This is a genomic window from Nostoc sp. UHCC 0870 (genome assembly GCF_022063185.1).
Classification (GTDB): Bacteria; Cyanobacteriota; Cyanobacteriia; order Cyanobacteriales; family Nostocaceae; genus Trichormus.
Window position 1 is genome coordinate 4870105 of sequence record NZ_CP091913.1, and the last position, 20042, is coordinate 4890146.

Annotated in this window: 22 protein-coding genes; 13 read left to right on the plus strand and 9 right to left on the minus strand. The window is 42.2% G+C overall.

Annotated elements, in window-relative coordinates; translation table 11 throughout:
• Nucleotides 1–181: 181 nt before the first annotated feature.
• Nucleotides 182–1219 (minus strand): class II fructose-bisphosphatase, encoded by a 1038-nt coding sequence (gene glpX / locus L6494_RS20550; protein WP_237989628.1) that lies wholly within the window; start codon nt 1217–1219, stop codon nt 182–184.
• Nucleotides 1220–1600: 381 nt separating this feature from the next.
• On the opposite strand from glpX, the gene grxC reads away from it, so the two are divergent.
• The 3 genes from grxC to L6494_RS20565 all read left to right on the plus strand — a co-directional run bounded on the left by grxC (nt 1601) and on the right by L6494_RS20565 (nt 3429).
• Nucleotides 1601–1912 carry a glutaredoxin 3 gene (gene grxC, locus L6494_RS20555; RefSeq protein ID WP_237989629.1) on the plus strand — a complete coding sequence of 104 codons (312 nt, stop codon included), beginning with the start codon at nt 1601–1603 and terminating at the stop codon, nt 1910–1912.
• 190 nt (nt 1913–2102) lie between these two features.
• Entirely contained in the window at nt 2103–2546 is a 444-nt protein-coding gene (gene tadA / locus L6494_RS20560; protein WP_237996176.1) for a tRNA adenosine(34) deaminase TadA, read from the plus strand.
• Nucleotides 2547–2658: 112 nt separating this feature from the next.
• Nucleotides 2659–3429 carry a lysophospholipid acyltransferase family protein gene (locus tag L6494_RS20565; protein WP_237989630.1) on the plus strand — a complete coding sequence of 257 codons (771 nt, stop codon included), beginning with the start codon at nt 2659–2661 and terminating at the stop codon, nt 3427–3429.
• Between the two features lie 16 nt (nt 3430–3445).
• On the opposite strand, the gene L6494_RS20570 is transcribed toward L6494_RS20565, so the two are convergent.
• Nucleotides 3446–5551: a S8 family serine peptidase gene (locus L6494_RS20570; protein WP_237989631.1), complete on the minus strand. Its 2106-nt coding sequence runs from the start codon at nt 5549–5551 to the stop codon at nt 3446–3448.
• 175 nt (nt 5552–5726) lie between these two features.
• Between L6494_RS20570 and L6494_RS20575 the strand changes: the two genes are divergently transcribed.
• From L6494_RS20575 to grxD, 3 genes are all read left to right on the plus strand, one after another.
• Nucleotides 5727–6308 (plus strand): hypothetical protein, encoded by a 582-nt coding sequence (locus L6494_RS20575; RefSeq protein WP_237996178.1) that lies wholly within the window; start codon nt 5727–5729, stop codon nt 6306–6308.
• 253 nt (nt 6309–6561) lie between these two features.
• Nucleotides 6562–6798 carry a BolA family protein gene (locus L6494_RS20580; protein ID WP_237996180.1) on the plus strand — a complete coding sequence of 79 codons (237 nt, stop codon included), beginning with the start codon at nt 6562–6564 and terminating at the stop codon, nt 6796–6798.
• A gap of 158 nt (nt 6799–6956) precedes the next feature.
• Nucleotides 6957–7280, plus strand: a complete 324-nt coding sequence (gene grxD / locus L6494_RS20585; RefSeq protein ID WP_237989632.1) for a Grx4 family monothiol glutaredoxin — start codon at nt 6957–6959, stop codon at nt 7278–7280.
• Nucleotides 7281–7914: 634 nt separating this feature from the next.
• Here grxD and L6494_RS20590 read toward each other — a convergent pair.
• Nucleotides 7915–8163 (minus strand): DUF6761 family protein, encoded by a 249-nt coding sequence (locus L6494_RS20590; protein WP_237989633.1) that lies wholly within the window; start codon nt 8161–8163, stop codon nt 7915–7917.
• 549 nt (nt 8164–8712) lie between these two features.
• On the opposite strand from L6494_RS20590, the gene L6494_RS20595 reads away from it, so the two are divergent.
• The gene (locus tag L6494_RS20595) at nt 8713–9483 is read left to right on the plus strand and encodes a response regulator transcription factor (RefSeq protein WP_237989634.1); all 771 of its coding nucleotides are present in this window, start codon (nt 8713–8715) and stop codon (nt 9481–9483) included.
• Between the two features lie 162 nt (nt 9484–9645).
• Here L6494_RS20595 and L6494_RS20600 read toward each other — a convergent pair whose 3' ends face one another.
• Nucleotides 9646–10401, minus strand: coding sequence for an ABC transporter ATP-binding protein (locus L6494_RS20600; protein ID WP_237996182.1), 756 nt, complete (start codon nt 10399–10401; stop codon nt 9646–9648).
• 463 nt (nt 10402–10864) lie between these two features.
• Between L6494_RS20600 and L6494_RS20605 the strand changes: the two genes are divergently transcribed.
• The gene (locus L6494_RS20605; RefSeq protein WP_237989635.1) at nt 10865–12097 is read left to right on the plus strand and encodes an RNA-guided endonuclease InsQ/TnpB family protein; all 1233 of its coding nucleotides are present in this window, start codon (nt 10865–10867) and stop codon (nt 12095–12097) included.
• Between the two features lies 1 nt (nt 12098).
• Here L6494_RS20605 and L6494_RS20610 read toward each other — a convergent pair whose 3' ends face one another.
• The 3 genes from L6494_RS20610 to L6494_RS20620 all read right to left on the minus strand — a co-directional run bounded on the left by L6494_RS20610 (nt 12099) and on the right by L6494_RS20620 (nt 13935).
• On the minus strand, nt 12099–12653 hold the full coding sequence (locus L6494_RS20610; RefSeq protein WP_237989636.1) for a hypothetical protein: 555 nt from the start codon (nt 12651–12653) through the stop codon (nt 12099–12101).
• A 104-nt stretch (nt 12654–12757) separates the two neighbouring features.
• Nucleotides 12758–13222: a DUF4079 domain-containing protein gene (locus tag L6494_RS20615; protein ID WP_237989637.1), complete on the minus strand. Its 465-nt coding sequence runs from the start codon at nt 13220–13222 to the stop codon at nt 12758–12760.
• A 335-nt stretch (nt 13223–13557) separates the two neighbouring features.
• On the minus strand, nt 13558–13935 hold the full coding sequence (locus L6494_RS20620; RefSeq protein WP_237989638.1) for a DUF1830 domain-containing protein: 378 nt from the start codon (nt 13933–13935) through the stop codon (nt 13558–13560).
• A 616-nt stretch (nt 13936–14551) separates the two neighbouring features.
• On the opposite strand from L6494_RS20620, the gene L6494_RS20625 reads away from it, so the two are divergent.
• The 5 genes from L6494_RS20625 (at nt 14552) to L6494_RS20645 (ending at nt 19152) form a co-directional block, all read left to right on the plus strand.
• Nucleotides 14552–16126 (plus strand): photosystem II high light acclimation radical SAM protein, encoded by a 1575-nt coding sequence (locus tag L6494_RS20625; RefSeq protein WP_237989639.1) that lies wholly within the window; start codon nt 14552–14554, stop codon nt 16124–16126.
• A 298-nt stretch (nt 16127–16424) separates the two neighbouring features.
• A complete protein-coding gene (locus L6494_RS20630) occupies nt 16425–17819 on the plus strand; it encodes a DICT sensory domain-containing protein (RefSeq protein ID WP_237989640.1) in 1395 nt (464 codons plus the stop codon).
• Nucleotides 17816–18454, plus strand: a complete 639-nt coding sequence (locus L6494_RS20635) for a pentapeptide repeat-containing protein (protein WP_237989641.1) — start codon at nt 17816–17818, stop codon at nt 18452–18454. The genes L6494_RS20630 and L6494_RS20635 overlap by 4 nt, the downstream gene beginning before the upstream one ends.
• 66 nt (nt 18455–18520) lie before the next feature.
• On the plus strand, nt 18521–18751 hold the full coding sequence (locus tag L6494_RS20640) for a hypothetical protein (protein WP_237989642.1): 231 nt from the start codon (nt 18521–18523) through the stop codon (nt 18749–18751).
• The gene (locus L6494_RS20645; RefSeq protein ID WP_237989643.1) at nt 18751–19152 is read left to right on the plus strand and encodes a type II toxin-antitoxin system VapC family toxin; all 402 of its coding nucleotides are present in this window, start codon (nt 18751–18753) and stop codon (nt 19150–19152) included. Before L6494_RS20640 ends, L6494_RS20645 begins: the two co-directional genes overlap by 1 nt.
• A 13-nt stretch (nt 19153–19165) precedes the next feature.
• Here the strand turns inward: L6494_RS20645 and L6494_RS20650 are convergent, their stop codons facing one another.
• Nucleotides 19166–19486, minus strand: a complete 321-nt coding sequence (locus L6494_RS20650; protein WP_237989644.1) for a hypothetical protein — start codon at nt 19484–19486, stop codon at nt 19166–19168.
• Between the two features lie 262 nt (nt 19487–19748).
• Nucleotides 19749–20042, minus strand: coding sequence for a hypothetical protein (locus tag L6494_RS20655; RefSeq protein WP_237989645.1), 294 nt, complete (start codon nt 20040–20042; stop codon nt 19749–19751).

Genomic DNA, 20042 nt, shown 5'->3' on the forward strand with positions numbered 1-20042 from the left:
GGACTGGGGATTGGGGATTGGGGATTGGGGATTGGGGATTAGGGATTGGGGACTGGGGATTGGGGATTAGGGATTGGATACTAGGGATTGGGGATGAAATTTCCCCCCTGCTTCCCCTGCTTCCCCTGCTTCCCCTGCTTCCCCTACTTCCCCTGTCCCCCTGTCCCCTGTCCCCTAACTCCTAGTGCAGTTGCACAATCTTGGGCTGTTCCCACATATGAATAGTATCCACAAACCGAGCAGTTTTGGACTGACTGGAGATAACCAGACTTTGAGTTCTAGCACCGCCGTGGAAGAAGCGGACACCTTGCATAAGGTTTCCAGAGGTGATACCGCACGCTGCGAACAGCACGGTGTTCCCAGATGCCAGTTCATGGGCGTTGTAGACCTTATCAGCGTCATCAATACCCATAGAACTCAAACGATCAAGGTTGGCTTCTCTGCTTTCGCCAATCAAACCTGTTTTCACTACTGCTGGATCGTAGATCAATTGACCTTGGAAGTGTCCACCTAAAGCACGCATTGCGGCTGCGGAAATTACACCTTCAGGAGCAGCACCAATACCCATTAGGGCATGAATATTAGTACCAGCAAAGCCACAAGATACAGCCGCACCCACGTCACCATCGGAAATCAACTGTACTCTTGCGCCAGCTTCACGGATTTCTTTGATCAAATCTGTGTGGCGATCGCGCTTCATGACTACTATCACAAGTTCTTCAATAGAGCGATCTAGACACTCGGAAAGAATCTTGAGGTTTTCCGTGGCTGACTTGTTAATGTCTACGTGACCTTTAGCGGCTGGAGGTGCTGCTAGTTTCTTCATGTAGAAGTCAGGAGCAGCAAATAGTCCACCTTTTTCAGAAATTGCCAACACAGCCATTGAACCAGGTTGCCCATAGGCTACCAAGTTTGTACCTTCGCAGGGGTCAACAGCAATATCAATTTCGACCAATTCATCAGGGTTACAGAAGTTTTTAGCATCTGCTTGGGTACAGATACCGACTTCTTCCCCAATGTAAAGCATGGGTGCGTCATCGCGTTCCCCTTCCCCAATTACAATGCGACCGCGCATATGAATTTTATTCATCCGCTCCCGCATTGCTTCCACTGCTACCTGGTCAGCAGTATTTTTTTCGCCCTTACCCATCCACTTTGCGGATGCGATCGCGGCCTGTTCTACTACCTCAATAATCTCTAATCCAAGTGTATTTTCCACAGAGTCACCCTCTCAACTGCTTGATTTTTCCGACTTTTCATCTTGCCATTTCAGTTCTCAAGTCTACCAAAGGGCGGATACCTGTGGAAAATACTATCCACTTACATATGTGTTAAGTTTTGCTGCTAATAATGGATTTTTGGTTGTATTATAACGAGAGTGATCGTTTAACCAAAGGGATTACAGATGATTTGTCCTTGTAAATTGCGTGGCAGATTTAATCTTCTTTCCTATCAAAAATATTATTTTTTTTAGGAGATAGGATGGCGTTCCCACCGTCGTAGGCAATGATCGCTATTTAATTGAAAATATTCACCTTGAGTAGTAAAACAAACATCAGTGCCTAATTTATAATTTTCAAAAAACCATAGGATAAACACCATGTTTGACTTTCTTAATCCCCTACTTGGTCGCCATCCCGAACGCATCAACGCCAATGTAGAAATATATACCTGGCAAACTTGCCCTTACTGCATCAGAGCCAAGCTATTACTGTGGTGGAAAGGTGTAAATTTCACCGAGTACAAAATCGATGGTGATGAAGCCGCAAGAGCAAAAATGGCAGAACGTGCCAATGGTCGCCGCACAGTACCGCAAATTTTCATCAATAACCAACATTTTGGCGGCTGTGATGACCTTTATGAGTTAGACACCAAAGGTCAACTCGACCCCCTTTTAGTACAGCCAGCTTGAGTGAGTGCTGAGTGCTGAGTTATGAGTGCTGAGTTATGAGTGCTGTTAGCGGAAGCGGGGCGTTTAGCCCGTGCTGTTAGCGGTAGCGCGGCGTTTAGCCGGTGCTGAGTGCTGAGTAGTGAGTGGTGGGTGCTAAAAGATTTTGAATTTTGAATTAATTTACCCCGAATATCTTATCTATCGTCACTGGATGAACCGAGCCTTAGAGTTGGCAAAAGTTGCTGGTGACGCTGGTGAAGTGCCGGTTGGGGCTGTAATTACTGATGCTGATGGTAATTTAATTGCTGAAGGTGAGAATAGAAAAGAGCGTGATCAAGATCCTACAGCCCATGCAGAAATTATTGCTTTGCGTTCAGCTACCCAAAATTTACAAACTTGGCGGCTTCATGATTGTACCTTGTATGTCACCCTAGAACCTTGCCCTATGTGTGCAGGTGCGATCGTACAAGCACGTCTAGGGAAGTTAATCTATGGAGTGGACGATACCAAAACTGGCGCAATTCGGACGGTACTGAACATCCCCGATAGTGCGGCTTCTAATCATCGTCTGCAAGTTATTGGAGGTGTTCTAGAGTCAGCCTGTCGCCAGCAATTACAGAATTGGTTTGCTACTAAGCGACATCCGAAAAAATAACGGACAGAGATTAAACTGTCCAGCTGTGATGACACAACTTACGGAAGAAAATCTACGGTGTAATTAAAGTAATCTCTCGCCGAATTCTACCGGTTAATTTGCAGCTACCCACATGATGGAATTTTACTCTGCGTCTGATACCTACCCCATAAAGCCAACGGACAAGCCTATAAATCCCAAAGTGGCTGTTAGTTCTGCAAGGATTTCTCCTTGGTTAACTCCTCTGGCGTATTTTTTGGGACATCACTTTCTTTTACCCTTCTTTTTTGGACACATTAAAATCACTGGCCAAGAAAATATCCCCAAAACTGGCCCTGTTATTTTAGCTCCCACCCATCGCGCTCGTTGGGATTCATTACTTTTACCCTATGCGGCAGGTCGTTACGTCACCGGCAGAGACTTACAATTTATGGTGACAATTGATGAATGCCAAGGTTTACAAGGTTGGTTTGTCCGTCGCATGGGTGGATTTCCTGTAAATCCTCAACACCCTGCTGTTGCTACTCTCCGTCATGCTGTAGAAGTGCTGCATCAAGGACAAATGTTAGTCATTTATCCTGAAGGTGATATATTTCGAGATGGCAAAGTTCACCAATTAAAGCCAGGAATTGCTCGTTTAGCTTTAAGTGCAGAATTTCATCACCCAGGACTGGGGGTAAAAATTATTCCAGTTGGCATTAACTACAGTGAGCCTTACCCAAGCTGGGGTGCAGATGTGAGCATTGAAATTGGCTCGGCAATTAATGTCAAAGATTACACCAATGGTAAGGTTAAACAAAATGCCAAGCGATTGACAGAGGATTTAACAAGGACTCTACAACATTTAAGCAATCAAGAACTCGCTGTTAGTCATCATGCTTTTGCAGAAATTCCCAATTCTTAATCGTGTAGCGACTTAGCTAAATTCCCAAACTCAATTCCCAACTATTGAGCTTACCTGTATCTTGGGGTGCGTAGTCTATTAGCCATAAATACCAACTACCTTTGGCGGACTGTGAGAGTAGCTGTTTAAGTAGGGGATGCGATCGCAGTGTATAAGTTGTTTTTAACTCAGTCCGACACCCTAAAGTCCGATTTTGCAGTAATACCTGCTGATTATTGGGAGCAATTAAATAAATTTCTAAATCACCTAAAAAATCATGGGTGAGATTGACTGTAACTTGAATATCTTTAACTGTACTCGCTTCAGAAATAGCGATCGCACTTTTAATCCCCTGTTGATTATGATCAGGAATCTCTACGGGGCTAGAATTACTCACCTTCACTTGCTGACTAGCAGTTGATGTCTGATCAGCCCGCATTTGTACAGCCGCTTGCACCGCCTTAGCTGCATTGACTTTACCATAACCAAACCACTGGGAATGGCCATTTTGATCATAAGTACCGCCATACAAACCCAATTGTGCGTCAGGATCAGAGTCTACAATTTTATCAGCCGTTGTTTCTAAGATGCGTTTAACTTGTTGAGCCGTCAAATCAGGATTCGCTGATAAAACCAAAGCCGCCACCCCTGCAACTACAGGTGTAGCACTAGAAGTTCCCCCAAAGTTGCTAGTAAAATCACTTAAATCGTAACCTGCTGCACCTATTTGGTCAGTTGTTAACATTCCCCTTCCAGTTAGGGAAGTTGTAATTGTAGGTTGTGTGTACAAAAAACCTTTCCCTGGAAAAGACATTCCTGGTGGGGCATTATTACTAGGGGCGCACACCGAAATATTAGTTCCCCAATTGCTATAAGCAGCTTTTTTACCCATACTGGTTGATGCCGAAATGGTCATCACATCAGAATGTACACCAAAACCACCCAGCCAGGTTGTCAGACCTTGTAAAACATTGTTTGGCCAATTCTGCTCATATACAGTACCACTCACGGGGCGGTTGGCATTGCCCGCCGCAAATAAAACTACGCAACCTTTACCATTGCGTCCTTGTGTAGCAGCCCTGGTAATAGCTGCCTGTTGGCGTAAGGATAAGGGAAAGTAAACAGCTGAAGCTCCCCAGCTACAAGAAATTACACTAGCACCCTTCTCAATTGCCCAGTTAAATATCTTTTCAATAGATTCATCATCTAAAAACCCAGTAGTACGGATAGGCATAAAGGCACACCCAGGGGCAACCCCGACAATTCCAGTGCCATTTTCTTCTGCCACAGCTAACCCTGCACAGGCTGTACCATGACTGCTACCTCTACCATCTGGTAACGGTAAAAAGTCATCATCCCTTAAATCCCTGGGTGCAACCACCTTACCACTACCTTGAAAGTCTGGGTGATTCAAATCAAAAGAATCATCCACCACAGCCACAACTACAGACCGCACCCCACGGGTCACATCCCAAGCTTGTTCTACGGCAATGTGAGAGCCTACAAACAATTCATTCCCGCCGTTATGGTGGAGATACCATTGCTGGCTATAGAGAGTGTCACGGGGTCGATAATGCGGCTCAGTTTCGATTAACACATTTGGTTCAGCCGCTAACACCTCTGGTAGAGTTTGTAACTGGTTAGTGATTTTGATGGGATTTTCTGTAGCTTGTTTACTGACCAGAAATACAAAAGCATTGGGCAAACCAAGTATAGGTTTGTCTTGGATGAGGTGCAATTGCGAGGCGATGAGATTAATTTTGAGGCTGTCTACACCATCAGCAAACTGAATGGTAATTTGGTCAGCAAAATAAACGCAAGTCCCAGGATTATCCTTGACTGTGTAGGCATGACTAGCAAAAGCTACATTGTCATCACTCCGTGCTAGAGCGATCGCTTCCTCTATTTGTTCGGGTGTAGTTTGAAAGAGTTCTAATTTGGCTTGAGTAATACTGCGTTGCCAAATGCCCCAACTAACCTGAGATAATTGTTGCACAGGAAAATCGGTGACAAAACGGACGGTGAAGCGGTCTAAAGCTTTCGCCAAGATTAATTCTTCACCTCCCCGTTGGAGTACCAATCCCATACTGCTTGCTGGTACACCTGTGGTTGGTAAATCAGAGGATTGATTGCGATTGTTCATAGGGGCGATTGTGGTTGGTGCAGGGGCAACGGGAACTCTATTAAACCGATTTTCAGTCTAAATCAAAGAAACTCAGTACGTAGCTTCGCTTTGTTAAAAACGAAAACAGAGTTAAGATACCCGAAGTTTCCCTACCTTGTTCGATTTCTTAATAGTTGTTGCACAAATTGACCCCATGAACGTTGCTGCTCCTGCTTCTTTAATTCGTTTGACTGCCCTAACGGTGCTAGCAACCCTAGGTCTGCTTGCACCTGTCAATGCTCAGAATCAAGTACAACCTATTGACCCTAACAGCCCCAATAATCTACGTCCTACCGCTCAAAATAATAGCCTAATGAGCATTGGGGGTGGCGATCGCTTGATGACAGAGGCCGCCCAAGCCGTTGCTGCCCAAAACTACCCCCTAGCAGCGAAAAAGCTCCAAGAAGCCCGTCAGATTTATAATCAGCTATCAAATTTTTATCAAGATTTAAACTCTAGCTTTTCTGGCATAGACAATCGAGTTTCCGATTCCCAGCGACAAAAAGCTTTTTCAACAGCGCAAAAGCGGGATGAAGCCACCTATCAACTAGCTTTGGTACATCGCGCTCAAAATCAGCCAGAATTGGCTGTGCCTTTATTAGTGCAAATCATTAAAAGCCAAAATCCCACACGCGAATTAGGCAAAAAAGCCTATCAGCAGTTATTTGAATTGGGCTTTGTTGATGCCCCTTATCCCCGACAAGGCGGCAGTTCCTCTTCCTCATCCCAAAAGTAAAAAGGCAAGGAAGCAAGGAAAGCAGGGGAAGTAAAGAAAGCAGGGGAAGCAAGGGAAGCAGGGGAAGCAGGGGGGGAACTTCATTCCCAATCCCCAATCCCCAATCCCCAATCCCCCCATCATCCATAGACTTCCACCAATGCTGGGAGAACAAAAAACTAATAGTTAAATTGAATTGCTACACCCGCAATTTGGCAGAGGGATGCACTCCATATCTGTTATTAATAGAAAAGTAGGTTTTTCAGGAATTGCGATGATTACTCCGCAGCAGGTTGAAGCAATGATCAAAGCGGAAATGCCCGATGCACAAGTTCAAGTGCAAGACTTAACCGGTGGAGGCGACCACTATCAGGTGACAGTAGTCTCATCGCAGTTTGCAGGTAAGGGACTGGTGCAACAGCATCAGTTAGTTTATGGTGCTTTGCGACAAGCTATGTCAACTGAGGCTATTCACGCCTTGGCATTAAAAACATCTACCCCCGAAGCTTGATAGGCATCAGCCAAAAGTCGCTTCCTAAAGTAATGAGCCAAAAATCCGTAGTCCATAGTCTTAAATTCCGCAGCTAGTTAATTAGCTATTACCCGTAGACTGATAACTAAATGACTAACGACTATTAACTATTCAACAAAACTAGGGAAAAAAAGACCATGACACCAGAAGTCCAAGAAAAAATTGATAACTTGCTAAACCAGAATAAAATTCTAGTTTTTATGAAGGGAACTAAGTTAATGCCCCAGTGCGGTTTCTCTAACAATGTTGTGCAGATTCTGAATACTCTGGGCGTTCCCTTTGAAACTATTAATGTTTTAGACGATCAAGACATTCGCCAGAGTATTAAAGAATACTCTAATTGGCCAACCATTCCTCAAGTATATATTAATGGTCAGTTCATCGGTGGTTCTGATATCCTGATCGAACTTTACCAAAAAGGTGAGTTGCAGCAACTAGTGGAAGTAGCACTAGCTTCTTAATTTATCTAGGTATAGCTTTTCCTAATCAAATGAAGTTATTATAGCCCCCTCCTTGCTTGCGGGGAGGGGGTTGGGGGTGGGGTTCTTGTACCTCACTAAAGCAAGAACCGCTATCGTACTTATGCTGAGAACCTCCGGCTTCTAGCCGGGGGATGAAAGCTAATTGTCTAATTTATTAGACAACATGATAAAATCAAATAGCGTGAATATAGGATGAAAAACTCCGTAACAAAAACGTATTCACGCATTTCACCTAACATTCAAGTAGCCATACAACTAGATTTAATCTAGTCGAGGTGGGTAGGGCATTTTGACAGTGCCAAAGCTAATTGAGTTATTTAACAATCAATTAGTAAACGTTGCGGAGAGGGTCTTTCAGACCCCGTAGCAACATCAGTTTAGAATCCTCCTGACTTCCAGTCGGAGGAGATGTCAAAAGTTAGAAACTGAATCAATCTCTTTCTAATTTAGATTATCAAAAATTAGCTTGATACCCCTCAAAGGTTGAGGGGTTAATTTTTGTAATTACAGTGATTCCCAAAGTTAATATGAATAGAGTTGTTGACCTTTACAGATAATATGTTATAATTATCTGCGTTGCTTTATCGCCACTATAGTCACCTCTGAGTAGGTGTTAGTAATAATCATGTTGTGGCTGAGGTTGTGTCATAACAAAATTTGACCCATCGTACAAGTAACGACTGGCTTCTTCCTCCAAACGATGAATCAGAAACGGTTCAATAACGTTTCCATTTCGCAGTGCCGCTAGATAGCCATCCAAATACATCCGCATATCATCCGTGCGATACCCGCGATTCCACAACTCGACGAAGGCGTCAGTAATTCTTTGGTAATGGCGGATCGATTGTGTGTCTTGGAGCATAACTGCTTTATTGATCTCTTTGGAATGAGAATTGTAAATGATTCAGACTAAAAAGTGAAGGGGGCATTTCTGCTTGAACTACCCTAAAAAGCTCTGATACCTAATGGTGGCAATCTCTCCAGCAACTACAATATAGTTACATCCTATTCCAGAAAAAATCAAATTAGGTTATCCAATCAGTTATTCCTATACTTGTACTTGTTTTGGATAGTATCTTGACGGGATAGGTAATTGCAAGCATCAATATTTTCTAGAAAAACGTTAGCGTTGTCCTGGTAATTGTGAGATTGCTTTGTAATATAGTTTTTTGGCAGATTACCCAGACTCAAATAGCAGATAGGATATTTAGCGGGAAAATTTTTAATAATCATAACAAAAATTTAAGAATATTACTAACTCCGGTCTGGATAAGGCAAAACATAAGCATCTGGCCAATTTTTGTATTGAGAAAATGTAAAGCTAATTGTTAGTCGAGTAACAAAGGCTACAAAACCTTGAGCATGGGCTTGTTACTTTGAAATTCATCAGACGCTAAGGGGTCTTGCCGCCGTGGGTTCGGTTTGTATTGAAATCGTTGAGGGGAATCCCCATCTGAGGTCGTTGCTTGGTTGGCACTTGCAACAATTGGAATATAGAGTTCATCAAGCCGCTAGCATTTATCAAGCTAGGGAAGCTTTTTTAAGCCATCAACCAACTTTGGTCATCCTAGATGCCGATTTGTCAGATGGAGATGGTATTGAGTTTTGTCGTTGGTTGCATCGTCAGCAACAGCCGCTCATCTTGATGCTATCTGCTCGTACTAATGAAGCTGATGTGGTTGCAGGCTTGAAAGCAGGAGCTGATGATTACTTGAGCAAGCCTTTTGGAATGCAAGAGTTTTTGGCTAGGGTAGAGGCTTTAATTCGTCGCAATCGCACGCCTACAGCACCTGCTTATTTGGATTATGGTACTTTGCAAATTGACTTAGTGCAGCGTCGTGTCCGATTCCAAGGAGAGTTTATTGACCTCACTCCCCAGGAATTTAGTTTGCTCTACGTTTTGGCACAAGCTGGAGGAGTACCATTGAGTCGGTCTGAGTTGTTGCGTCGTGCGTGGCCTGATGCTATTGACAACCCGCGTACCATTGACACTCATGTTTTATCTCTACGCAAAAAAGTTGAACTTGATCCTCGTCAGCCTAGTTTGATTCAAACTATTCGGAACGTGGGATACAGATTTAATATGGAAAGTTTGAATGCTAATCCTCCCCAAACACAAACCAAGTTACCAAAGGAGAGATTTAGTAATCAACGTTCAACACTAACTGGACAAAGGTCATAGGTGAAAATCACCAAATTTCAAAATATCAGAATCCAAAGCTTGCTTCCTGTATGGTATTTTGAATAAAAATCTGTTGATCCTACAATTTACAAAATCGAAATCGTGAAGAGACTTGTCACAGCAATTTTTATTCATTTTGAATTTTGAATTTTGAATTGCTGACTAGCTCCATTCTTCAGTGATTTGAGTTTCGGCGTGCAATAACCTTTCTCGGAGATTAACCCAGTCGATATTACAGGCTGTTTGATTAAATAACAAACTTCCTTGCTGTAGATTTAACAAACGGGTGCAAAATACCTGGGTTAAGTCTATTTGATTATTGATCATCAAAATTGTAGTTTGATGAGTTTGATTGAGTTTAATTAAAACTTGCATTAAATGGGTAGCTCTGCCAATATCCAAATTAGATGTTGGTTCGTCTAAGAGCAGAATTTGTGGTTGAATGACTAAAGCTCGCGCGATCGCTACTAGCTGTCTTTGTCCAGCCGAAAGTTGTAGTTCAGTGCGTTCTAACCAATCATTGGGAATTTGCAGTTGTTCTACCCAATAATTAACTCGTTCTTGAATTGTCTGTTTAGGCAATTCGCGCAAAACTAAAGGATAAGCCAAGGCTTGCTGGACTGTCATCCCTAACAATTTTGGCTCTTGTAATACCAGTGTCACCATCTGGCGCAGTTTGATAATTGGGATTTGGTAATAATCCTGATTATCTAGATAAATCTTGCCGCTAGCAGGTTCACTCAAACGGTTAAGTAAACGTAATAGTGAAGTTTTACCAGCACCAGAGGGGCCGACAATTGCTAAACGTTCTCCAGGGGAAACATCAAAGGAAATATCCCGCAGTATCGGGTATCCCTGAAGCTGAGTTTTCAACTTTGCAAACAGATTAACTTGTTCTAGCCGTAATTGCAGTTTCATTAGGGGTGTGGGGGTGTAGGGGTGTAAGGGTGTAGGGGTAGGCTGTTGACTCTGTGGCTTTTTTGGGGTGTGGTTCATGCAGTTTTTTGCACATCTCCACTATGGCTGAAACCTTGTAATGACTGGGCTTTTAACGAAATACAAAGTACATGGTACATATTTACTAAAAACCAACAAAGTCAACACCCTAGTGTAGGGGATAAAGTGGACAAGAAATTTTGTCCCACTCCCCAGTCCCCAGTCCCATCTTTAACTATTACGCCGTAAGTCCCCCACGCTCATTTGGTACTCCGAATCAGTGGCGGGATATAAGGTGGTTGATAAGGATTGCATCTAAGATTAATTTTTTGCACAGCAAAGACAAATATTAGATGTATGACGAATCAACAATTATTTATTTTCAATAAGCTTACCAGAATATATATATCATGATAAGATAGATTCATCAAGGAGGTGATGTTAAGTGTTGCACAAGGTTGTACAAGTTCGTTTATATCCAACAACGGGGCAAAAAACATTATTGGAGCAGACTTTTGGATGTTCTCGATGGTGGTGGAATTATGCCCTAAATAAGTCAATTGAGACTTACAAAGAAACAGGGAAAGGGCTTACACGTGCAGCACTCAACGCATTTCTCCCAACGCTCAAAAAAGCCGAAGATACAAAGTGGTTGGCTGATTGTTATAGCCAAGTTTTACAAGCTACCACACTGAATCTGACTACTGCGTACAAAAACTTTTTTGAGAAACGTGCAGGTTTTCCTTCCTTCAAATCCAAGCATGGTAAACAGTCAATTCAATATCCTCAACACGTCAAAATTGTTGATGGCAATATCAAATTACCAGGTAATATTGGGACAGTCAAAGCCAAAATACATAGGCTAATTGAGGGGAAAATCAAGACTGTAACTGTATGTAAAACTCCATCAGGTAAATACCTTGCATCTATTCTGACCGAGATAGAAGGTGAACACCCTACTATTACAGATGGCAAGATTTATGGTGTTGACTTAGGGATAAAACATTTCGCTGTTGTAACTGATGGTGAAAGAGTTTCTAAATACGACAATCCTAAACACCTTGCTAAACATGAGAAAAATCTCAAGCGTAAACAGAAGAAATTAGCCCGTAAACAAAAAGGGAGTAATTCAAGAAATAGATATAGAAAAGTTGTTGCCAAAGTGTACGAACGAGTTAGTAATTCCAGGCAAGATTTTCTACATAAACTTAGTTATAAGTTGGTCAGCGATAGCCAAGCTGTCATAGTAGAGAATCTTCATGTCAAGGGCATGGTTCGTAACCACAAATTAGCAAAATCAATCTCTGATGCAGGATGGGGAATGTTCACCAATTTTTTAGCCTATAAGCTAGAACGCAAGGGTGGAAAGTTGGTTGAGATTGATAGATGGTTTCCCAGTTCCAAACTCTGCTCTAATTGTTTCTATCAGATTGGTGAGATGCCGTTGGATGTCCGTGAATGGATTTGTCCTCATTGTGGCACTCATCATGACAGAGATGGAAATGCAGCGATAAATATTAGAGCCGAAGGCATCAGAATGATAAAGGCGGAAGGTTCAGCCGTCTCTGCTGTAGGAGGGGAGGTAAGTCCCACTCTTGGACGAAAGTCTAAGTTTAGGCACTCCCCTGTGATTACAGAAGCCGACACTGTACTTGGTACTCCAAGTCAGTGTGGGTAGTTCACCTAGCTAAGGCTGTAGTGATAGTCCAGCAATCAATCAACAATAACAACAGAGTAAATCCTAATAAAATCAAATACATCCACGGTTGAGCCAAAGGGCGAACATCTGTGGTATCTATACCTGTTTTAGCTTGAACTATATTTACTAAACGGGCAAATCCAGCTACTCGCATCGGTAGTAGATAAGCTTTGTCATCTTGACACAGAAAATAATAAACTAACCCACCTTGACCCGTAGAGCGCGGTTTAAGCTGTTTTATCTCTGACCAAGGTAAAGACCAACCTTTACGCCAGAACCGAGAAACCCAAGCTGGGTAAGTTACTTGAATTGCTTGGTCATCTACAATTACTCTTTCAGTCAAAACCGCATACAAGCCAAAGAAACCAATGCAAATTCCCACCCATAACAAAGCAGGGGGAGTGGGTGCATTTGTTGCTTGAGCTAAAAAAGGTAAGGGTAGAGTCAGTGCTATATAAAGACTCAACAGCGTGATCCGAATTAGCGGAGATAGACGAAAAATAGACGCTGAAGTATTAGCTGAGTTTACTGTCACGGCTCAATCATCAAATTATGGGCTTTTGATTTTAGTCTAACTAAAGATGGGCATGGGGCATTGGGATCAAATCTACCTTCTAGTCCCCAATCCCCAGTCCCCAACTAAGGTAAATATTTTTGCACCACACTCCAACCAGTGAGTGATACCCAAGTAAAACCAAAAAACAAAACAATATTCAGACTAATATGTAAAGGTCTAGCCCAAGGTCGTCGGTGACTGATTTGTGTGGCACTAAAAGCTGATATTAAAACTAATCCTACTACTATCAACCCAGCCCATAAGTGTGATGAGTGTCCCAAAGAACCGAAGTGACCGAAAGTGCCGACTATACCAATAGCCAAAAGTAACAGCACTAAACTAACCATGCTGATGCCCATTGTATAGTGGAGCGATCGCCACAAACGAGGGGTAGCCCAATTGAGCAACAAAAAATCAGGAACGTCCTGATAATTTCTCACTCGCCACATCCAAAAGCCTGTAACCGCTAAGAGTAAATACGCCAGTATCGATAATCCCATCGACCAAGCAGCTATTTTCCACAACCAGATAAAAGAAGGTAGGTGCATAAGGTTTATTTTATAGGTGACAGGGGACAGGTGACAGGTGACAGGTGACAGGTGACAGGTGACAGGTGACAGGTGACAGGTGACAGGTGACAGGCTTCCCTGCGGGACGCTAGCGCGAACGCCGTGAGCGTCAGCCGAACGGTGACAGGTGACAGGTGACAGGGTAAATCATACCCAATCCCCAATCCCCAGGAGTTATTTAATTTTGACTTTTGGCTTTTGACTTTTGACTTGATTTGTCCCCAATCCCCATTAACTAAAAATAAAAATAAAAAAGGCTGCTGACTTCAGCAACCCTCAGAGATTTAAAAATTATTTTTTTAATCAATTGATGCTTAACCAGCAACTGTTAAAGGTTTTGTTGTATCACTAGATTTTGTATTATTTGGCTGAACAATTGCTTTTGTACTAATAGGGTCTGCACCGACTGAGTTTGTATCTAATTCGCTACTGCTTGGCTCGCTAATCATCAGGCGATCGCACGGAATTGTATCAGACAAAATCGCACTTGCCATCATACCTGTATGAATCTCCATCTGGGCCTCTAGAGGAGCTTCAAACACGAGGCGTTGTCCAGGAAAAACCACCCTTTCAAAATACCAATTGGGAATATTGGAGATGCGAGCCACCTGGATTTTGCTCGTGGCATTAACGTAGCAGCAGAGAACTTTTCCCAATTGCTCAGGTGGTAGAGGATCTAATATTTGAGCCATAACTGCCGAGGAGCTTTACGCCACAATTTTACATTACACCAGCAAAATTAACACTTGCTGATCCCTCTATGTTGTAACTCCGACTACCAACTGAAATTTTCTACGTTATTTCTATCTAAAGGTATGTTCAAGTTATGAATTTTTAATAAAACTTTTTTATTCTATATAATTCTACACTATGCAAGAATTTTTGGGGATTTTTCACTAGATTAATTAACTTATTGCGCCAAATATCATAGATATTTACCATAGTTAATCATTACAATTCCTTTAATTTCTTACGTTGTGAATATTTTATGGCTTCCTCTATCGTAGGAAATAGCCGCAGGGATCATCGCTTAATGATTCACACTCCCCGTAGCTTAAGCCTAGTCTGTAGTTTTTATTCTCATTGCTCAAATCACAAGGTTTTGCAGCTACTTTCTTATAAACTCAATGTTATGGTAAAGATATATGAAAATTTTCTTCATAAAACCTTACTCATACTCCTCGATATTGAGCAAATCTAATTATCAAGAATCTGCTTCAATGTCAAGTATGATTGCCAATAAAGTGCTAAACCAACCAGCACATTAAAAATTGATACTTTCTTGGACTTTTCCCAAAAAACGGCAAGATGATGGAAAATCGAATTCTTTACGTTCGCCTTCCTTGTAACCCTATCTTCCCCATAGGGGTTGTTTATCTGAGTGATCATGTCCACAAGGTTTTTCCCAGCATCGAACAACGCATTTTTGATTTGGGAACTGTTCCACCTTTAGACTATGCTTCAGCTTTAGATCGTTGTATCGACGAATTCCAGCCAACACTACTTGTATTTTCGTGGCGGGATATTCAAATTTATGCCCCAGTCGGTGGGCGTGGTGGCAACCCGCTACAAAACGCTTTTGAATTCTACTACGCGAAAAATCCTTTCATTAAATTGCGTGGGGCTTTGGGCGGGTTGCGAATATTCATTGCTTACTATGTAGAGTTGTGGCGCAATCTGGGATTAATTAAACGGGGCTTAAAACGAGCCAAACAGTATCACCAACAAGCCCGTGCAGTTGTAGGTGGTGGTGCAGTCAGCGTATTTTACGAACAGTTGGGTAAAAGCTTACCCCCAGGAACAATTATTTCTGTGGGTGAAGGGGAAACCTTACTAGAAAAATTCCTCCATGGCCGAGAGTTCCGAGATGAACGCTGCTATGTAGTAGGAGAAGCGCAACCACGACAAAGACTAATTCACGAACAACCTACCCCCCTCGAAAAAACCGCCTGTAACTACGAATATATAGAAACTATTTGGCCAGAGTTTAACTATTACCTGCAAGAAGAAGACTTTTACATTGGTGTCCAAACTAAACGAGGTTGTCCCCACAACTGCTGTTACTGTGTCTACACCGTTGTCGAAGGTAAACAGGTACGGATAAACCCAGCCGATGAGGTGGTGGCAGAAATGCGCCAACTATATAATCGTGGTATTCGCAACTTCTGGTTTACTGATGCCCAATTTATTCCTGCACGGAAATTTATCGACGATGCTGTAGAACTATTACAGAAAATCGTAGATTCTGGGATGACAGATATTCATTGGGCAGCATACATCAGAGCCGACAACCTCACACCAGAGTTGTGTGATTTGATGGCGAAGACAGGGATGAATTACTTTGAAATCGGCATCACTAGCGGTTCTCAAGAACTCGTGCGGAAAATGCGGATGGGTTACAATCTGCGAACTGTTCTGCAAAACTGCCGTGACTTAAAAGCAGCTGGTTTCAATGATTTAGTATCCGTCAACTACTCCTTTAATGTGATTGACGAACGTCCCGAAACCATTCGCCAAACCATCGCTTACCATCGTGAACTAGAAAAGATTTTCGGTGCGGATAAAGTCGAACCAGCCATCTTTTTTATTGGCTTGCAACCCCATACCCACTTAGAAGAATATGCCTTCAAAGAAGGTATTCTTAAACCTGGGTATGATCCGATGAGTTTAATGCCGTGGACAGCCAAAAAACTCCTCTGGAATCCTGAACCTCTTGGTTCATTCTTTGGTGAAGTGTGCTTGCAAGCCTGGCGACGAAACCCCAATGATTTCGGTAGGGAAGTGATGAAAATCTTAGAAGAAAAGTTGGGTTGTGCCGATTTGGAAGAAGCACTTTCTGCACCGATTGAAAAGACAGATAAACAGTTAGCCAGTGTATTGTAGGGAGTAGGGAGTGCTAAGTGCTAAGTGCTGAGTGCTGAGTGCTGAGTGCTGTTAGCGGTAGCGGGGCGTTTAGCCCGTGCTGAGTAGTGAGTCAAAAGTAATTCTACCTTGTCTCCCTGGTGTCCCTTATCGTAAATTCAAGGGTTTAAGCCCCCTACGTCTACACGTAGTATCAGTTGAGTTGAGGTTTAAATCCCCAACTCCAACTGTCTTTAATTTTGAATTTTGAATTTTGAATTTTGAATTTTGAATTGTTAACCCGCTCTTCCTCCTCTGCCGTTCCTGCCCCCAAAGCCCTATGTTAGAAGGTTCAATTCTACAACTGCTGGAAACAGCCCATCGTCATAGTAGTAGACCGATTCACTTTGGAGTGTATTACAAAAATACACTTGTTGCTTTGTGTCATGCCTTAGAAGACCACATCTTAACTGATGAAAATAAACCCTTGGTAATTACTGCCTTTCAACGAGGTAAGTGGTATTTAGAAGAGGCGGAAAGATACGCAGACATTGCCAACCACAGCCGCCAAATTGTGATTATGGCCTCACCGGATACAGGCTTTGCTGAACATCCCACGAGCCAACTATCAAATGTAGACTTAGTAGCATTAGATGCAACTGACCCGGTAACTCAGGAATGGCACTTAATCATTCTGTCGCCTAAATACACAGCAATGGTACTTTGTCAAGAGTTATCAATTGCTGATTATGGTTCAGGGGGAATACCAACTTCTGATTTAGAGCGTAAATTCTATGGTTTGTGGACATTTGAGCCGACCTTGGTGAGAGAAACAGCAGAATTAGCGATCGCTCACATTCAAAAATACAACCCAGAATTAGCAGAAAACCTTTTGAGTGATCAACAGGCAATTCCACCTGCTGTCATTACTTCAGAAAACCTGTTAACAGTTGTCTCCCGTGTGGTCGATTACCTCAAAACAGGTCAAGAACAACTATCCATTCCTACTGCACTGCGTCAAAAAGCTCTAGATAGCAACTTGCTTTCTAACGAAGTGCAAGCATTTTTGCGGATGGCGCAACTGATGGATCTGGCTGATATTGACAACCCAATGGCTGCGGAAGAAGTCAGTGCGATCGCCGAAACAATGGGGCAACTTTTAGATTTACCTGCATGGCAAATCAAGAGATTAAAACTAGCAGCGTTATTACACCGCATAGATCCACTCCGCACAGCACAAAGCGTTCTGACTCCTGCTGCATCCACACAACCCCAAGAAATAGCCCCCAGTTGCCCTTTGAGTTGTCCTCTGATTCCAGGAGCGCAAGTATTACGAAAAATGTCAAGATTACGTGCAGTAGCGCAAATTATCACTCACCAGACCGAATACTGGGATGGAACAGGAGAACCAGCCGGGTTAGCAGGTGATGCAATTCCCCTAGAGTCGAGAATTTTGGCATTGGTTGCAGACTTTCAGTGGCGAGTCAATCAACTAAAATCCTCCCAGCAGAATCGGGCAGAGATATTTGCTCAAGCCTTGGTAGAATGCAGACAACAATGCGATCGCTTTGACCCTAAACTATTAGATGCCCTAACTTTGTTAGTTATGGGTTTACAACAGGGACTCGACTTACCCCTAATGACATCTAAAGTTAGTACAGGAATGTGGCTGATTGATTCCCGATGGGATAGCCAGAGCAAGACTAGTGAGGAAATTGGTAGTTACCCCCAATGAATATTGAAGCCATTAGACAAGGAAAACTCAAACAACTCCCAGGGGTAAATTTAGAAGATGAGGAACTCTCTCAACTAGATTTAAGCCACATAAATTTGGCAGGTGCTACCCTTGTTGGTACTAATTTCGCAGGTTCTAAGCTCGAAGGTGGGCATTTAGAAGGCGCAAATTTGATGGGTGCTAACCTCCAAGCAACCGACTTGCGGGCTAACCTCATGGGAGCTAATCTCATGCAAGCAGATTTAACTGGTGCAGACTTACGAGGCAGCAACTTGCGTGGTTCTAGCCTGATGGGGGCTATACTCAGCGACGTGTCATTGGCTGGTGCTTTTTTAAGTGGCGCGAATTTGATGAATGTTAACTTACAAGGTGTTGACTTACGTGGTGCTGACTTGCGTGGTGCTAATCTTACAGGTGCAAATCTCAAAGGTGCGGACTTAACTCGTACAGATTTGGAAGGAGCGTTATTAAGTGAAGCAAATTTAGAAGAAGCCGACTTACGTGGGGCGAATTTGGCAGGGGCGAATTTGACAGGGGCTAACTTGTTGTGTGCTGAGTTAATAGGGGCAAATTTGAATGGTGTGAATTTAGAGAAAGCTTGTTTGGTTGGTACAGTGCTGGAGAAAGGGTTATAAAAATTAAAAAAACATCCTATCTATTGATATTGCTAAACTTTTTATAGGTAAAGTAGGTAGAAATTTGTGACTCTACAGGAAGTTATTGATTTAGCAAAGCAACTCTCTACAGTGGACAAAGTACGCTTAATTCAGCAAATAGTGCCTGACATAGAACGAGAGTTAATTGATGAAATTCCTGCTCCACGTCAATCATTATGGGGTTTGTGTGCGGATTTGGGAAAAGCACCTTCCGCAGATGAAATTGATGCAGCTCGTGTTGAGGAATGGGCAACCTTTGCACGGGAGGATATTTGATGCTACGTGCTGTAGCCGACACCCATACAGTCATTTGGTATATTTTTAGCGATTTGCGACTTTCTACTCTAGCAAAAGATACGATTGAGCAAATAGCATCTGATGGCCATCAAGTGGCATTTTCCTCTATTACACTAGCTGAAATTGTGTATTTGAGCGAAAAAGGGCGGATTTCTCCCCTGACACTTGAACGTCTGTTAGCATCTGTTGATTCCAACAATGCTGTATTAGCTGAAGTTCCCTTTGAGCGTGATATTGCCCAAGCTTTGCGTTTAATAAATCGCGCGCAAATCCCAGATTTACCGGATCGCATTATTGCTGCCACAGCTTTATATTTACAAGTACCTGTAATTAGTAGAGATAGTAAAATACAACTATCTAAAGTCAACACTATTTGGTAAAGCTGAATCGAGCCTACTTGATGCCAAATTTGTCATAAAGCAATTGTCTTAGCGCATCGCTACCGCGTTTCACAAATTCGTCTTCAGATTCAGGATCTAATGGTTCACCAATCTGATTACTCAGTTCGGCTAGGAAAGATTCGTCCTTAACCAGATTAGAAACTTCTTCTGAGAACTTTTGTTGTTCATTGTGAGATATTAAAGATGGTAACAATAGTCCACTAACTGCTGCTGTTAACGCTACCTGAATGGCAGGAAGTGTTAAATCACACTCTGGCAATGATTGAGCAGATGAGTTTTCAATTTCATCCATAAAATCCTTAAAATTGCTCATTATTTATCCTCATTTTTATTACCGATTTTTCCACCATTTATAAAAAGAACGAAGTAACTCTTCAAAAGACTTAACGACTTCCTCTATAATTGCACGTTTCGTTTTCTCATCTAATCGTTCCCATAGCTTCCGAAACCAGTTAAAAATTTCAAATAACCAACTAAACATAGTTATTGTTGATTGTAATTTTTCAAATACGGCTAAATTTAGCACATCATATATTGATTACTCTAAATCTGGCAACAGAAATAATTATGATTACCTATTTCTTAAAAAAACTACAAATTATTTCACCAGGACTATTCTGAGTGAATTGAATTACAGTCCTATCTTTTTGAATTTTAAATTTACCCCGGCAATTGTAAACTTCCACAGGTGTTTTAACTCCATCAACACTTACAGCCGCCTGATATTCCCAATATTTTTTCGCACTACGTTGAATACTGAGAATGCAAATCTGATGCCCTTCATAATTGCGGCATACCATAGCCCAAGCAGGAGATGCTACAGACAAAGAAAATATCAATAATAGTAAAATGACACTATATTTAATCAT